15 protein-coding genes are annotated in these 14,682 nt (G+C 55.6%); 6 read left to right on the top strand and 9 right to left on the bottom strand.

The genetic code is table 11. The features are described 5' to 3' along the window. Nucleotides 1–251 (bottom strand): hypothetical protein (locus HMPREF3143_RS26115; RefSeq protein ID WP_217628555.1); only part of this gene is annotated, 251 nt, incomplete at its 3' end. Nucleotides 252–411: 160 nt separating this feature from the next. Between HMPREF3143_RS26115 and HMPREF3143_RS15905 the strand changes: the two genes are divergently transcribed. Further along, nucleotides 412–987, top strand: a complete 576-nt coding sequence (locus tag HMPREF3143_RS15905) for a recombinase family protein (protein WP_045334781.1) — start codon at nt 412–414, stop codon at nt 985–987. Here HMPREF3143_RS15905 and HMPREF3143_RS26480 read toward each other — a convergent pair. Then, the gene (locus HMPREF3143_RS26480) at nt 984–1,091 is read right to left on the bottom strand and encodes a YnaM/YnfT family protein (protein WP_350223618.1); all 108 of its coding nucleotides are present in this window, start codon (nt 1,089–1,091) and stop codon (nt 984–986) included. The two genes, HMPREF3143_RS15905 and HMPREF3143_RS26480, sit on opposite strands and share 4 nt — an antisense overlap. Nucleotides 1,092–1,317: 226 nt before the next feature. On the opposite strand from HMPREF3143_RS26480, the gene HMPREF3143_RS15900 reads away from it, so the two are divergent. Continuing rightward, entirely contained in the window at nt 1,318–1,743 is a 426-nt protein-coding gene (locus HMPREF3143_RS15900) for a site-specific integrase (RefSeq protein WP_139145872.1), read from the top strand. 86 nt (nt 1,744–1,829) lie between these two features. On the opposite strand, the gene HMPREF3143_RS15895 is transcribed toward HMPREF3143_RS15900, so the two are convergent. Continuing rightward, the gene (locus tag HMPREF3143_RS15895) at nt 1,830–2,069 is read right to left on the bottom strand and encodes a DinI family protein (RefSeq protein ID WP_070533605.1); all 240 of its coding nucleotides are present in this window, start codon (nt 2,067–2,069) and stop codon (nt 1,830–1,832) included. Between the two features lie 424 nt (nt 2,070–2,493). Between HMPREF3143_RS15895 and pepN the strand changes: the two genes are divergently transcribed. Continuing rightward, the gene (pepN, locus tag HMPREF3143_RS15890) at nt 2,494–5,106 is read left to right on the top strand and encodes an aminopeptidase N (RefSeq protein ID WP_032651183.1); all 2,613 of its coding nucleotides are present in this window, start codon (nt 2,494–2,496) and stop codon (nt 5,104–5,106) included. 50 nt (nt 5,107–5,156) lie between these two features. On the opposite strand, the gene ssuB is transcribed toward pepN, so the two are convergent. The 5 genes from ssuB to ssuE are packed head-to-tail and all read right to left on the bottom strand — an operon-like array spanning nt 5,157 to nt 9,397. Then, nucleotides 5,157–5,927 (bottom strand): aliphatic sulfonates ABC transporter ATP-binding protein, encoded by a 771-nt coding sequence (gene ssuB / locus HMPREF3143_RS15885; RefSeq protein WP_045334779.1) that lies wholly within the window; start codon nt 5,925–5,927, stop codon nt 5,157–5,159. After that, entirely contained in the window at nt 5,924–6,715 is a 792-nt protein-coding gene (gene ssuC / locus HMPREF3143_RS15880) for an aliphatic sulfonate ABC transporter permease SsuC (protein WP_008499943.1), read from the bottom strand. The genes ssuB and ssuC overlap by 4 nt, the downstream gene beginning before the upstream one ends. A gap of 9 nt (nt 6,716–6,724) precedes the next feature. Next, nucleotides 6,725–7,870 (bottom strand): FMNH2-dependent alkanesulfonate monooxygenase, encoded by a 1,146-nt coding sequence (gene ssuD / locus HMPREF3143_RS15875; protein WP_023327036.1) that lies wholly within the window; start codon nt 7,868–7,870, stop codon nt 6,725–6,727. Then, nucleotides 7,867–8,829: a sulfonate ABC transporter substrate-binding protein gene (locus tag HMPREF3143_RS15870; protein WP_070533597.1), complete on the bottom strand. Its 963-nt coding sequence runs from the start codon at nt 8,827–8,829 to the stop codon at nt 7,867–7,869. Before HMPREF3143_RS15870 ends, ssuD begins: the two co-directional genes overlap by 4 nt. Continuing rightward, nucleotides 8,822–9,397 (bottom strand): NADPH-dependent FMN reductase, encoded by a 576-nt coding sequence (gene ssuE, locus HMPREF3143_RS15865; RefSeq protein WP_045406753.1) that lies wholly within the window; start codon nt 9,395–9,397, stop codon nt 8,822–8,824. The genes HMPREF3143_RS15870 and ssuE overlap by 8 nt, the downstream gene beginning before the upstream one ends. A gap of 248 nt (nt 9,398–9,645) precedes the next feature. Between ssuE and pyrD the strand changes: the two genes are divergently transcribed. Beyond that, entirely contained in the window at nt 9,646–10,656 is a 1,011-nt protein-coding gene (pyrD, locus tag HMPREF3143_RS15860; protein ID WP_008499939.1) for a quinone-dependent dihydroorotate dehydrogenase, read from the top strand. Between the two features lie 167 nt (nt 10,657–10,823). After that, nucleotides 10,824–11,366: a cell division protein ZapC gene (zapC, locus tag HMPREF3143_RS15855; RefSeq protein WP_021240861.1), complete on the top strand. Its 543-nt coding sequence runs from the start codon at nt 10,824–10,826 to the stop codon at nt 11,364–11,366. Here zapC and HMPREF3143_RS15850 read toward each other — a convergent pair. Next, entirely contained in the window at nt 11,363–12,472 is a 1,110-nt protein-coding gene (locus tag HMPREF3143_RS15850; RefSeq protein WP_021240860.1) for a YcbX family protein, read from the bottom strand. The genes zapC and HMPREF3143_RS15850 overlap by 4 nt on opposite strands. Before the next feature lie 98 nt (nt 12,473–12,570). Between HMPREF3143_RS15850 and rlmKL the strand changes: the two genes are divergently transcribed. Further along, nucleotides 12,571–14,679 carry a bifunctional 23S rRNA (guanine(2069)-N(7))-methyltransferase RlmK/23S rRNA (guanine(2445)-N(2))-methyltransferase RlmL gene (gene rlmKL / locus HMPREF3143_RS15845; protein ID WP_070533595.1) on the top strand — a complete coding sequence of 703 codons (2,109 nt, stop codon included), beginning with the start codon at nt 12,571–12,573 and terminating at the stop codon, nt 14,677–14,679. The last annotated feature ends 3 nt before the right edge of the window (nt 14,680–14,682 follow it).

The following is a 14,682-nucleotide window of genomic DNA, read 5'->3' as shown; positions in this document are numbered from 1 at the left end:
CTCACATAGTTGCCAGAGCCGTCTAAAAGAGCTACGTCAAGCTGACCATATCCGTTTGATTCACCCCATTTGTATCTACCTGACAATCCTGTAAGAACCCGTGTAACACCGTTAACTATATAATTTGATGAGAACGCACTACCTGACACTTCAGTGCCTGAGGCTGGATCTGAGGCCGATTTATTAATTGCATAAACATTTCCAGACACTGAAATCTGAGTGGAAATATCACCACCAGTTTTGCCATTCACAGTGACAAATCTCGAATCATCTCCGGCGGCTACCGTGCTGGCAGTCGTTCCAACATTTCTGGTTGCGCTGTTTCCCAGACCGAGGTTTTATAGATTGCTCTTGAGCGGCCTGGCCGATAACTTCACCTGATTTTTTTGCAGAAATAACTGGGTGAAAAATATGCAAATTGGCTACGTAAGGGTGTCAACAAATGACCAAAATACGGATCTTCAGCGACAAGCGCTCGAACGCGCAGGATGTGAGCAGATTTTCGAAGAAAAAATGAGCGGAACAGTGGCGAACCGGCCAGCGTTGAAAAAGCTTCTTAAGGCGCTGAATGAGGGGGATACGCTGGTAGTCTGGAAGCTGGATCGCCTTGGGCGTAGCATGCGGAATCTGGTGCTGCTGGTGGACGAACTCCGGCAGCGCGGCATCCACTTTAAAAGCCTCACTGACAGCATCGACACATCAAGCCCGATGGGCCGCTTCATCTTTCATATCATGTCAGCGCTGGCAGAAATGGAGAGGGAGTTGATAGTGGAGCGCACCCAGGCAGGGTTGGCCGCAGCTCGTGAGAAAGGGCGAATCGGTGGGAGGCGGCCAAAATTGACACCTGAGCAATGGGCTCAGGCTGGCAGGTTGATCGCAAACGGAGTGGATCGGAAGCAGGTGGCGATCATTTACGATGTGGCCGTTTGTACTCTATATAAAAAATTCCCAGTAAATAAAGACGTTACACGAACTTCAACACATTAAAATTCATCCGGGTTATTCGATGTGCTTATGCCAATTTTGATCAGGCTCAATACTATCAAGCCAAGAGCAACAACTACGGTACTTGCGATTATAAACGTTGCCATGTTGAACCTTTTTTATGAACTTTTCATTTAGACAATACGGAACTGCAAACGTTCAGAACAAAAAATTCTTAGTATGAGAGCAGGATGTTTGATGTTTCGGACAGCCATATGTAAAAATGAGCTACGGTTGCTGGGCACTGTTCGGTAATTCGAATATTGAATGTTACAACCATGAAGATTCTGTTTGTACATAAGCTTCATGTAACAAGAGGATCTACTGAAAGGAATGATGAGAGATGTGTGGGGGCTTACCGTAGTTGAATTTATTGCTATCAAGCGGAATCTTGAGAATATTTCTGATACATGGTCAGATCTCTGGGCAATGTTGTATCTGAGTCAGGCTAAGCCCGGACAGCTTCTTGGGGCAAAGTTTGATGATGTGAGCCATGATATTCTTGTTCTTTCAGCCACAAAAGGACTGAGGGAAAGATGCATTGCTCTTAAGCCAGGAGTTAAAAGAATTCTCCACTCCCGCAGGGAGAAGTATCCTGAAGATGTGTTTTTGTTTCAGAGCCATTCACATCGTACCAAGACAACTCCAAGACCGGTAACGTTAGTTGCATTTAATGCGGCACTGAAAAGGGCATCTATTGGAATGACCGCAAAAACAGTGAGTAGTAAAAGTGCTTATTATTTAACGCCACTAAGATGAAGTGCCGTTCAATATCGGAAAAGTACGATGGGTAGTGGTGCATGTCTGCGTAGTTGAAGGTATGCACGAAGCGAACACGGGCTTTGCTAATCATTCACCAGCCACATATTTGCGTCTTCAAACATCTCCTCCAGCATGCGGTTCAGCTTTTCCCGATCGCTTTTGCTTGCATCGCTATTCAAGCCGTTTGCCTGCATTGGCTTCACCTTCACTTCGGCATTAGGGAAAATCTGGTGCACCCGCTTCGTCAGCTCGGCCAGAATGATCTCTCTGGCCCCTTCGAGCCCCTCAACATTTCGCTTGTCATAAACCAGTTCTACGAACATACGTGCTCCGCTAATCACTGTTTGAATATACAGTATTTTTGCTTTGAAGGTTTTGTCTGTCAAGGCATGAACCACTTGTTTTTTAATTTTGGGGAACATACTGCTGGCTTGTTTGTTATCGATTTGCCCTACAGGGCTGATGTGGTCTGGCGCTGACTAGAATTATGCGTGGGGCATGGATGGGGCAAAAGTGGTCTGTGAAGTTCGTAAAAGTTCGTTAATCAAGCTTTATCTCGATCTCGCTCATCCCTTGTTTAAAGCGCTCCTGGACGATCTTTATCGATTTTAAAAACTATGAGTTCATATTATACAAATGTAGCAAAAAAAGGTGTTGACCCTGAAAAGATGAACATTCTGCATAGCGCGTTTTGCGCAACAGGAATATATTGAAACGTTACTCGACAAACGATGCATAAGGTTTTCTATGACACAACAGCCACAAGCCAAATACCGCCACGACTACCGTGCGCCGGATTATCTGATTAGCGAAATCGATCTGACTTTTGACCTGGATGCCACTAAAACCGTTGTCACGGCGGTGAGTCAGGTGACGCGCCACAGCGCAACTGCTGTGCCGCTGCGTCTGGATGGCGAAGACCTGACGCTGGTCTCCCTGCATATTAATGATGAAGCCTGGTCAGACTATAAAGAAGAAAACAACCAGCTGGTCATCGACAACCTGCCGGAACAGTTTACGCTGCGCATCGTGAATGAAATCAGCCCGGCCGCCAACACCGCGCTGGAAGGGCTTTACCAGTCAGGCGTGGCGCTGTGTACCCAGTGTGAAGCGGAAGGGTTCCGCCACATTACCTGGTATCTCGACCGCCCGGACGTCCTCGCGCGCTTCACCACCAAAATCATCGCCGATAAAACCCTGTATCCCTTCCTGCTCTCCAACGGCAACCGCGTAGGCGAAGGCGAGCTGGAGAATGGCCGTCACTGGGTTCAGTGGCAGGATCCGTTCCCGAAACCGTGTTACCTGTTTGCGCTGGTGGCGGGGGACTTCGACGTGCTGCGCGATACCTTCAAAACGCGCTCAGGCCGCGAAGTGGCGCTGGAGCTGTTTGTTGACCGTGGTAACCTGGACCGCGCGCCGTGGGCGATGACCTCGCTCATCAACTCCATGAAGTGGGACGAAGAGCGCTTTGGCCTCGAATATGACCTCGACATCTATATGATCGTTGCCGTTGATTTCTTCAACATGGGCGCAATGGAGAACAAAGGCCTGAACGTCTTTAACTCCAAATACGTGCTGGCGCGCACCGATACCGCCACCGATAAAGATTATCTCGATATCGAACGCGTCATCGGCCACGAATATTTCCACAACTGGACCGGTAACCGCGTCACCTGCCGCGACTGGTTCCAGCTGAGCCTGAAAGAGGGCCTGACCGTCTTCCGTGACCAGGAGTTCAGCTCCGATCTGGGTTCACGCGCGGTGAACCGCATCAACAACGTGCGAACCATGCGCGGCCTGCAGTTTGCGGAAGATGCCAGCCCAATGGCGCACCCGATCCGTCCGGATAAAGTCATCGAAATGAATAACTTCTACACCCTGACGGTGTATGAGAAAGGCGCTGAAATTATCCGCATGATCCACACCCTGCTGGGGGAAGAGAACTTCCAGAAAGGGATGCAGCTGTACTTCGAGCGTCATGACGGCAGCGCGGCCACCTGCGACGATTTTGTGCAGGCGATGGAAGATGCTTCTAATGTCGATCTTTCCCACTTCCGCCGCTGGTACAGCCAGGCCGGTACGCCAGTTGTTACCGTCAAAGACGACTACAATCCGGAAACCGAGCAGTACACGCTGACCATCAGCCAGCGCACGCCGCCGACGGCAGAGCAGGAAGAGAAATACCCGCTGCATATTCCGTTCAGCATCGAGCTGTACGATAACGAGGGCAAAGTCATTCCATTGCAGAAGGGCGGCCACCCGGTACACCACGTGCTGAACGTGACCCAGGCCGAGCAGACCTTTATCTTCGATAACGTCTACTTCCAGCCGGTGCCTGCGCTGCTGTGTGAATTCTCCGCGCCGGTGAAGCTGGAGTACAAGTGGAGCGATCAGCAGCTGACGTTCCTGATGCGTCACGCCCGCAACGACTTCTCCCGCTGGGATGCGGCGCAAAGCCTGCTGGCGACCTACATCAAGATCAACGTAAACCGTCACCAGCAGGGTCAGCCGCTGTCGCTGCCTGTTCACGTGGCTGACGCGTTCCGCGCGATCCTGCTGGATGAGAAGATTGACCCGGCGCTGGCCGCTGAAATTCTGACCCTGCCGTCAGCAACGGAAATCGCGGAGTTGTTCGAGATTATCGATCCGATCGCGATCGTGGCGGTGCGTGAAGCGCTGACCCGTACGCTGGCTGCTGAACTGGCGGACGAGTTCCTCGCCATTTATAACGCCAACAAGCTTGACGCTTATCGCGTTGAGCACGCGGACATTGGTAAACGTTCTCTGCGTAACACTTGCCTGCGCTATCTGGCGTTTGGTGAAACCGAGCTGGCGAACACCCTGGTGAGCAAGCAGTATCACGAGGCGGATAACATGACCGACGCGCTGGCCGCGCTGGGCGCAAGCGTTGCCGCCGAACTGCCGTGCCGCGATGCGCTGATGCAGGAGTATGACGACAAGTGGCATCAGGATGGTCTGGTAATGGATAAGTGGTTCATCCTGCAGGCGACTAGCCCGGCGGCCGATGCGCTCAGCAAGGTGCGCAGCCTGCTGAAGCATCGTTCCTTTACCCTGAGCAACCCAAACCGCGTGCGCTCGCTGATTGGCGCGTTTGCCAGCAGCAACCCGGCCGCATTCCACGCCGAAGACGGCAGCGGTTATCAGTTCATGGTGGAAATGCTGACCGAGCTGAACAGCCGTAACCCGCAGGTGGCGTCGCGTCTGATAGAGCCGCTGATCCGTCTGAAACGCTACGATGAGAAGCGTCAGGCGAAGATGCGTGCCGCGCTTGAGCAGCTGAAAGGGCTGGAAAACCTGTCTGGCGATCTGTACGAGAAGATTGCTAAAGCGTTAGCGTAATAAAAGTTTACCCTCCCTCTCCCTGTGGGAGAGGGCCGGGGGTGAGGGCATCAGGCATTAGCCTTAGCTCGCTGTAACTCCGTGCTCCCGCGTTTCATCACCCGATCCAGCACTTCTGCCTCCAGCTCCGCCAGTCTTGCCGAGCCCACGCGACGAGGCCGTGGAAGATCCACCGTCAAATCCAGACCGATTTTTCCTTCCTCTATTAACAGCACCCGGTCGGCCATTGCGACGGCTTCGCTCACGTCATGCGTCACCAGCAGTACCGTAAAGCCGTGCGTCTGCCAGAGGGAACCAATCAAATCCTGCATTTCGATTCGCGTCAGGGCGTCGAGCGCGCCCAGTGGTTCATCGAGCAACAGCAGGCCCGGACGGTGAATCAACGCCCGCGCCAGCGCCACGCGCTGCTTCTGTCCACCCGAGAGTGCGGCAGGCCATTCATCGGCGCGATTTTCCAGCCCAACGGCGGCCAGCGCCTGGCGGGCTTCATCCCGCCAGTTACCCTTAAGACCGAGCCCGACATTGTCGATAACCGATTTCCACGGCAGCAGGCGTGCATCCTGGAACATCATGCGGGTATCGTCCTGAATATTCGAAAGCGGCGTCGTTCCTGCCAGAATGTCGCCGCCGTTGGGGGCTTCCAGTCCGGCCAGCAGCCGTAGCAGCGTACTCTTGCCGCCGCCGCTGCGCCCGACTACGGCCACAAACTGTCCGGCGGGAATATGCAGATCCAGCCCGTTAAGAATGGTGTTATCGCCGTAGCGTTTGGTGACACCGTTCAGCAGTAACGGGGTCCCCTGATTCAGTCGTGCAGTATTCATGCTTTCGCCTCCTGAAGGGTATAGGCCGGATTCCAGCGCAGCCAGCTGCGCTCCAGCCACTGGGCGCTGACGTCGGCGAGTTTGCCGAGCAGGGCGTAAAGGATAATGGCAACTACCACCACGTCCGTTTGCAGGAATTCGCGGGCGTTCATTGCCAGATAACCAATCCCGGAGTTGGCTGAGATGGTTTCCGCCACAATCAGCGTCAGCCACATCAGGCCGAGCGCGAAACGCACCCCGACCATAATGGAGGGTAGGGCGCCCGGCAGAATCACGTGAACAAAGAGGGAAAAACCCGATAAGCCGTAGCTGCGCGCCATCTCCACCAGACCACGATCGATATTGCGGATGCCGTGCCAGGTGTTGATGTAAATCGGGAACAGCGTGCCCAGCGCCACGAGGAAGATCTTGGCGCTCTCATCAATCCCAAACCACAGAATGACCAGCGGGATCAGCGCCAGATGCGGCACGTTGCGCAGCATCTGGATGGAGGTATCGAGCAGCCGCTCGCCCCAGCGTGAAAGGCCGCTCACCAGACCCAGAACCAGCCCGATACTGCCGCCGATGGAAAACCCGATCGCGGCGCGCCAGGAGCTGATCGCCAGATGCTGCCACAGCTCTCCGCTGACGCTCAGCGACCAGAACGCTTCAACAACGCCCTCCGGAGAGGGCAGAATGCGGCTCGACAGCCAGCCGGTGGACGATGCGAGCTGCCAGAGCGCCACGATGCCGACGGGTAAAAACCACGGCGCGGCGCGCAGCAGCCATTTTTGTGAGGTGGCAGACATGGTCCCTCCTTAGCTCTGTGCGGCTTTGCGTGGAATAAATTCGTTTGCCACGGCTTCGCCCTGCAGCTGGAGCTGCTGCGGCTGCGGAACCTCCGGAATGGCGACATCAAGATGCGGGAACAGCAGCTCGCCGACCTTGTACGCCTCTTCCAGGTGCGGATAACCGGAGAGAATAAAGCTGTCGATACCCAGTTCGGCGTATTCATTAATGCGCGCGGCCACGGTCGGGCCGTCGCCGACCAGCGCCGTACCCGCACCGCCGCGCACCAGACCGACGCCCGCCCACAGGTTCGGGCTGATCTCCAGATTCTCGCGCTTGCCGTTGTGCAGGGACGCCATCCGGTGCTGCCCGACGGAGTCGGTTTTGGCAAACGCGGCCTGCGCTTTGGCGATGGTCTCGTCGTCCAGATGAGAAATCAGACGGTCCGCCGCCCGCCAGGCCTCATCATTGGTTTCACGCACAATCACGTGCAGGCGAATACCGAAGCGCACCTTGCGGCCATGGGCGGCCGCTTTCGCGCGAACCTGAGCGATTTTTTCTTTCACCAGCTCAGGCGGTTCGCCCCAGGTCAGATAGAGGTCGACCTGCTCCGCCGCCAGATCCTGGGCCACATCCGACGACCCGCCAAAATAGAGCGGCGGGCGCGGCTGCTGCACCGGCGGGAAGTAGAGTTTCGCATCGCGAACGTGAATATGTTTGCCTTCAAAGGTGACGGTTTCTCCTTCCAGCAGACGTCGCCAGACGCGGGTGAACTCGGCGGAGGCTTCATAGCGCTCGGTATGGTCGAGGAACACGCCGTCGCCCGCCAGCTCCTGCGGATCGCTGCCCGTCACCAGGTTAAACAGGGCGCGGCCGTTGGACAGCCTGTCCAGCGTGGCCGCCTGACGTGCCGCCACGGTAGGGGAGACGACGCTCGGGCGTAACGCGACAAGGAACTTCAGACGCTGGGTGACCGGGATCATCGACGCGGCGACCAGCCAGGCATCTTCACATGATCGTCCGGTCGGGATCAGCACCCCGGTGAAACCGATTCGGTCCGCCGCCTGTGCAATCTGCTGCAGGTAGCCATGGTCAACCGGGCGTGAACCCTCTTCTGTACCAAGATAGTGTCCATCACCGTGGGTGGGTAAAAACCAGAAAAGATTCAGACTCATGATTTAGCTCCTTCTTTGCCTGCGGGTTGCCAGATGCGTTCGCGAATAGTGACCTGTTTTGGAACCAGGCGGTTTTGATAGAAGAGGTCAGCCGTTTGTTGCTGAAGTGCGGCGACGTGTGCGTCCACCGGCGTAATGGTGGTCGGCGGACGGTGGTTGAGATAGCTCGCGATCACCGGCTCAGGTAAGCCCATGGTTTTCGCCAGCAGGGCAATGCTCTCCTGACGCTGGCTCTGGGTCAAAGCATCGGCCTGGGTAAAGGTATCCAGCACGCCCTGAAGAAACGCGCCGTTCTTTTCAGCGTAAGGGCGCGCGGCCAGGTAGAACGAACCGGTCTGCTTCAGCGTGGTACCGTCTTTCAGCACGCGAACGCCACCCTGCAGCAATGCGGCGGAGTAGTACGGGTCCCAGATGGCCCAGGCATCAACGTTCTTCTGCTGAAACGCGGCGCGCGCGTCGGCAGGCGTCAGGTAGACGGGCTGAATGTCGGTGAACTTAAGCCCGGCCTCTTGCAGAGCGCGTAGCAAAAGGTTGTGTGAGCTGGAACCTTTCTGGAAAGCGACCTTATGGCCTTTAAGATCGGCGACGCTTTTAATGTCGCTGTTTTCAGGCACCAGAATGACTTCGGCCTTCGGTTTGGGCGGCTCAACGCCAACGTAGACGAGGTCCGCTCCCGCCGCCTGGGCAAATATTGGCGGAATATCGCCCGTGCTGCCGAGATCGATACTGCCCACGTTAAGGGCCTCCAGCATCTGCGGGCCGGCAGGGAACTCCACCCAGGAGAATTTGGTGTCCGGGAAGCGTTTTTCCAGAAGCTGGTGGCTTTTTGCCAGCACCATGCTGACGCTGCCTTTCTGATAGCCGATACGTAAGCTTTCCGGAGCCGTTTCTGCGGCATGGGCCAGCGAGGTAAATGCCATCAAACCGGCCAGTCCGATGCGGGTTAAGATTTTAAACATGGGCGACTCCTTGAGGCCGACTAAACGCCGGGGCCTGGATATCCCGGCGATGCAGGGCATGCCAGAACGTTTCCAGAGCGTTATCGAGGCGGGTTTGCAGGTTGGGCGTAAAGTGGGGTTTGTGTTGATAGTCGATGACCTGCGAGTCATCGGCGAAAACGCCGTGGAGGATCTCCTGCGCTTTCAACGCGTTCAGCACCGGCTTCAGGGCATAATCCACGGCCAGTAAATGGGCAACCGTACCGCCCGTTGCCAGCGGCAGCACCACCTTGCCGTCCAGCGCGCGTTCCGGAAGCAGATCGAGCAGGGTTTTCAGGGCCCCGGAAAAGGAGGCCTTATAGATGGGCGTTGCTACGATCAGGCCGTCCGCGCCGTTAAGTTGCTCAATGAGGGTTTTCAGCGCGGGGCTGTCGAAACGGGCGTAGAGCAAATCTTCAGGTTCGAAGTTATGCAGGTTCCAGTGGCACACTTCCACATCCAGAGCATTCAGTTTTTCACGGGCATATTCCAGCAGGGCGCTGGAGCGCGAAGGGAATCGTGGACTTCCGGCCAGGGTAATGACGCGCATACTTCCTCCTTATAACTAATTGTTTGCTTTTATCTAACATTCATAACAATTTTAAGGAGTGTGACACCGCGCGTTTATTCCACTAAATGATTTATCTGCAATTAAAATGCAAAAAAGTGCATAAGAAATGGACGGGGAGGTAAACGATTGCGTTTTACGCGGGTTTTTTGCCGCAGGTCAATTCCCTTTCGCGACGGGATCGCCCATAATCCCCTCCCGGTTTGCACACCGGGAATCCAGGAGAGTTCATGTACTACCCCTTCGTTCGTAAAGCCCTTTTCCAGCTCGACCCTGAGCGCGCTCATGAATTTACATTCCAGCAATTACGTCGTATTACCGGCACGCCTCTGGCCGCGCTGGTGCGCCAGCATGTGCCGGTAAAACCTGTGCAGTGCATGGGGCTGACTTTTAAAAATCCGCTGGGTCTGGCGGCCGGTCTGGACAAAAATGGCGAGTGCATTGATGCCCTGGGCGCGATGGGCTTTGGCTCCATTGAAATCGGTACCGTCACCCCGCGCCCGCAGCCGGGAAATGACAAACCGCGCCTGTTCCGACTGGTGGAAGCCGAAGGGCTGATCAACCGCATGGGCTTCAACAACCACGGTGTTGATCACCTGGTCGAGAACGTAAAAAAAGCCCACTTTGACGGAATACTGGGCATCAATATCGGCAAAAATAAAGACACGCCGGTCGAGCAGGGTAAAGATGACTATCTGATTTGTATGGAAAAAGTCTACGCCTATGCCGGTTATATTGCGGTGAATATTTCGTCACCCAATACCCCGGGCCTGCGATCCTTACAATATGGTGAAGCGCTGGACGATCTTCTGAGTGCCATTAAAAATAAGCAAAATGAACTCCAGGCGATCCACCACAAATATGTTCCGGTCGCGGTTAAGATCGCCCCGGATCTTTCTGCCGAAGAATTGATCCAGGTTGCCGACAGTTTGGTTCGCCATAATATTGATGGTGTAATTGCGACCAATACCACGCTCGATCGTTCCCTCGTGCAGGGAATGAAAAACTGTGACGAAGCGGGTGGGTTAAGTGGCCGTCCGGTGCAATTAAAAAGCACCGAAATTATTCGCGCCCTGTCTGCGGAATTAAATGGCCGCCTGCCGATTATTGGCGTCGGCGGCATTGACTCCGTGATTGCTGCGCGTGAGAAGATGGCGGCGGGTGCGTCACTGGTGCAAATCTATTCCGGCTTTATTTTTAAAGGACCGCCGCTGATTAAAGAAATCGTTACGCATATCTAATCTTTTCTCGTAATCAGACAACCGGGGCTTTATTTCCAGCCCTGGTTGTTTTATATTCCGTCACTGTTGCTTATTTAGACATTATAGTCTTTTATTAATGGTGTTATAAACGAAGCGGCAAACAGGACATTTTTAGTACAGGACGTTTTCGGGGACGGGAGAGAAACATGCGAATTAAACCTGACGATAACTGGCGCTGGTATTTTTGCGACGAGCATGACCGAATGATGCTCGACTTAGCCAATGGCATGTTGTTTCGCTCTCGTTTTGCCCGCCGAATGTTAACCCCGGACGCTTTTTCCCCGTCAGGCTTTTGCGTTGATGACGCTGCGCTTTATTTCTCCTTTGAGGAAAAATGTCGCGATCTGATGCTCTCGAAAGAGCAGCGCGCCGAGCTGGTATTAAATGCGCTGGTGGCTATCCGTTTCCTGAAGCCGCAAATGCCAAAGAGCTGGCATTTCCTGCCGCACGGCATGAACTGGACCCCGGCAACGGGCGATGCGGCCAGCGTCAACCTGAGCGATACCGCAGAAGAGGTGAGCCTGCTGGTGGTGGAGCCAGGCGAAAATGCCGCGCTCTGCCTGCTGGCCCAACCTGGCGTGACGATTGCCGGGCGGACGATGCAGCTCGGGGATGCCATTAAGGTCATGAACGACAGGCTGAAGCCCCAGCTTCGCGTGGATGCCTTCAGCCTCGAGCAGGCGGTTTAAGCTTCCAGCTGTACCGACGTTTTCGGGACGCAGCTACAGCACAGTATTGTGCCGTCATTTCCAATTGCCGACTTTTTCAACGCACTCACTTCGCCATCCACCAGTCTGATACGACAGCATCCGCAAATGCCCGCGCGGCAGGAATAGGGTATGCGGATCCCCGCTTGTTCCAGCTGCTCAAGCAGTACCTGCTGGTTGTTACCCCGGATGACGTTGCCCTGCCAGTGAATATCTACCGCAGAGGCGACGTTCGTCTCAACGTCGACAAACTCCTCCTCCTGACCCGAGCCGTACACTCTCGCTGGCCCACGAGCAAGAATTTCGACCTCATCGCCGACGCGGATCGCACCGCTGGAGCGTGGGATCAGGTTCTGGCCGAAATCGACATCGCCATTATCCTGCGCGGTGCGGAATGATTGCAGGGTTTTCAACGGTTCGCCGGAAGGATGCTTCTGGCCTTTCTCCGGGCTCACCGTGGTGAAAATGCAGCGGCTGCAGGGCTTCACCACGTCAAAAATGACGCTGCCAATGCGGATCACTTTCCAGGTATCTTCGTCCCAGGCCTCGGCACCCGTCACCACCAGGTTCGGACGGAACTGTTCCATCTGAACGCTGGCTTTGCAGCGGCCTTGTAGATCACGCAGCGAGGCTTCGTTGGTCAGCAGGAACGGGAAGCCATCGGCGAAGGAGAGGGGAACGGCGTCGTGTCGCTTCACGCGACGCGTCAGTTCAGGTCCAACCCACCGCAGCTGCACGTCACGGGAGAAGAAGCCGCTTAACCAGCGGTTAATCTCATCCGGGGCGATGCGCGCGGTAAAATGGTTTCCCCACACTTCCGTTGGCGCATCGACGGGCGCAAAATCCGCAAACCGAATCACCGCGCTGGAACCGTCCGGCGCGGTAAGGTGCAAACCGTCGTGAAGCGGGGAAGGGGTAAAGCGAACCATCTGAGGGAACTGGCGTGCGGTAATAAACGTACCGTCAGGCTCGGTGACCATAAAAATGCGATCGAAGGCGAATCCGCTCATGTCGGCCAGCGCGTGAGAGACGCCGATGCCGCGCATGGATTTCACCGGATGAATAAAAAGCCTGGATAACGTCGCCACTGCACACTCCCTCGAATGAAAATAAGCCTTCAACTTTATGACATACACGCCATATTAGCTATAATGCGCGACAATTTTCTAAGAGTAAAAGTGACGATATGAATTCTCTGTTTGCCAGTACGGCCCGTGGGCTGGAAGAGCTGTTAAAAACTGAACTGGAAAGCCTGGGCGCACAAGAGTGTCAGGTGGTTCAGGGTGGTGTCCATTTTGAGGGCGACACGCGGCTTATTTACCAGAGCCTGATGTGGAGCCGCCTGGCGTCGCGCATCATGCTGCCGATGAAGGAATGCAAGGTTTATAGCGACCTTGACCTCTACACCGGCGTACAGATGATCGACTGGACAGAGATCTTCACCCCGAATGCCACCTTTGCGGTGCATTTCAACGGCGTGAACGACGAGATCCGCAACAGCCAGTACGGTGCCCTGCGCGTAAAAGACGCCATTGTGGACTGCTTTACGCGTAAAAATAAGGAACGTCCGAACGTCGATCGTGAAAACCCGGATCTGCGTATTAACGTCTGGCTGAACGGCGACACGGCGAGTATCTCTCTCGATCTGAGCGGCGCGGGCCTGCACCTGCGCGGCTACCGCGATCGTACCGGCATGGCACCCATCAAAGAGACCCTGGCGGCCGCCATTGTGACGCGCTCCGGCTGGCAGCCGGGCACGCCGCTGCTCGACCCGATGTGTGGTTCCGGTACCCTGCTGATTGAAGCGGCCATGCTGGCCACCGACCGCGCCCCGGGACTGCACCGCGGCCAGTGGGGCTTCAAAGGCTGGGCGCAGCACGATGAAGCGCTTTGGAAAGAGGTCAAAGACGACGCGCAGACCCGCGCACGTAAGGGGCTGGCGGAATATACCTCTCATTTCTACGGCTCCGATAGCGACCCTCGCGTCATTGAGCGCGCGCGCAGCAACGCCCGCCGTGCCGGTATCGGCGAGCTGGTCACCTTCGAAGTAAAAGACGTGGCAAACCTGACCAACCCGCTGCCAAAAGGCCCGTACGGTACCGTGATCAGCAACCCGCCATACGGCGAACGTCTCGACAGCGAACCGGCGCTGATTGCCCTGCACAGCCTGCTTGGCCGCAACATGAAGGACCACTTCGGCGGCTGGAACCTGTCTCTGTTCAGCGCCTCGCCGGAACTGCTGAGCTGCCTGCAGCTGCGTGCCGACCGCCAGTTTAAGGCGAAAAACGGCCCGCTGGACTGCGTGCAGAAAAACTACCATCTGGCGGAGAAGGCGGCCGACAGCAAGCCGTCCGGCGTGGCGGAAGATTACGCTAACCGTCTGCGCAAGAACCTGAAGAAATTTGAGAAGTGGGCGAAGCAGGAGGGCATTGAATGCTACCGCCTGTATGATGCCGACCTGCCGGAGTACAACGTGGCGGTTGACCGCTACGCGGATTGGGTGGTGATTCAGGAATATGCGCCGCCGAAAACCATTGATGCGCAAAAAGCGCGTCAGCGCATGCTGGACGTTATTGCCGCCACCATCGCCGTGCTGGGTATTGCGCCAAACAAGCTGGTGCTGAAAACCCGCGAGCGTCAGAAAGGGAAAAATCAGTACCAGAAGATGGGCGAGAAGGGCGACTTTATCGAAGTGGGCGAATATAACGCCCGCCTGTGGGTCAACCTGACCGACTATCTGGATACCGGCCTGTTCCTCGACCACCGTATCGCCCGCCGCATGCTGGGCCAGATGAGCAAGGGCAAGGACTTCCTGAATCTCTTCTCCTATACCGGCAGCGCCAGCGTGCATGCGGGTCTGGGCGGCGCGCGCAGCACCACCACGGTGGATATGTCCCGCACCTATCTGGAGTGGGCGGAGCGAAACCTGCGTCTTAACGGCTTAACCGGGCGTCAGCATCGTCTGATGCAGGCTGACGTGCTGGGCTGGCTGCGCGACACCGACGAGCAGTTTGACCTGATCTTTATCGATCCGCCGACCTTCTCCAACTCCAAGCGCATGGAAGATAGCTTTGACGTTCAACGCGATCACCTGCGCCTGATGACCGACCTGAAGCGCCTGCTGCGTAAAGGCGGCACCATTATGTTCTCGAACAACAAACGCGGCTTCCGTATGGATCATGACGGCTTAGCAGCCCTGGGACTGAAAGCACAAGAAATCAGCCAAAAAACGCTGTCTCAGGACTTTGCCCGTAACCGTCAAATCCATAACTGCTGGTTGATTACCGCGGTCTGAAAG

The organism is Enterobacter sp. HMSC16D10 (genome assembly GCF_001807145.1).
Classification (GTDB): Bacteria; Pseudomonadota; Gammaproteobacteria; order Enterobacterales; family Enterobacteriaceae; genus Enterobacter; species Enterobacter roggenkampii.
This window is presented reverse-complemented; position numbering and strand designations above follow the sequence as displayed.

What these genes read in the sequence shown, in the direction of transcription:
- ssuB (WP_045334779.1), bottom strand. Translation starts at nt 5,927, where the DNA reads ATGAATACTGCACGACTGAATCAGGGGACCCCGTTACTGCTGAACGGT.
- HMPREF3143_RS15905 (WP_045334781.1), top strand. Translation starts at nt 412, where the DNA reads ATGCAAATTGGCTACGTAAGGGTGTCAACAAATGACCAAAATACGGAT.
- HMPREF3143_RS15900 (WP_139145872.1), top strand. Translation starts at nt 1,318, where the DNA reads ATGATGAGAGATGTGTGGGGGCTTACCGTAGTTGAATTTATTGCTATC.
- HMPREF3143_RS15870 (WP_070533597.1), bottom strand. Translation starts at nt 8,829, where the DNA reads ATGTTTAAAATCTTAACCCGCATCGGACTGGCCGGTTTGATGGCATTT.
- pepN (WP_032651183.1), top strand. Translation starts at nt 2,494, where the DNA reads ATGACACAACAGCCACAAGCCAAATACCGCCACGACTACCGTGCGCCG.
- zapC (WP_021240861.1), top strand. Translation starts at nt 10,824, where the DNA reads ATGCGAATTAAACCTGACGATAACTGGCGCTGGTATTTTTGCGACGAG.
- HMPREF3143_RS26480 (WP_350223618.1), bottom strand. Translation starts at nt 1,091, where the DNA reads ATGGCAACGTTTATAATCGCAAGTACCGTAGTTGTTGCTCTTGGCTTG.
- HMPREF3143_RS15895 (WP_070533605.1), bottom strand. Translation starts at nt 2,069, where the DNA reads ATGTTCGTAGAACTGGTTTATGACAAGCGAAATGTTGAGGGGCTCGAA.
- ssuD (WP_023327036.1), bottom strand. Translation starts at nt 7,870, where the DNA reads ATGAGTCTGAATCTTTTCTGGTTTTTACCCACCCACGGTGATGGACAC.
- pyrD (WP_008499939.1), top strand. Translation starts at nt 9,646, where the DNA reads ATGTACTACCCCTTCGTTCGTAAAGCCCTTTTCCAGCTCGACCCTGAG.
- rlmKL (WP_070533595.1), top strand. Translation starts at nt 12,571, where the DNA reads ATGAATTCTCTGTTTGCCAGTACGGCCCGTGGGCTGGAAGAGCTGTTA.
- ssuC (WP_008499943.1), bottom strand. Translation starts at nt 6,715, where the DNA reads ATGTCTGCCACCTCACAAAAATGGCTGCTGCGCGCCGCGCCGTGGTTT.
- ssuE (WP_045406753.1), bottom strand. Translation starts at nt 9,397, where the DNA reads ATGCGCGTCATTACCCTGGCCGGAAGTCCACGATTCCCTTCGCGCTCC.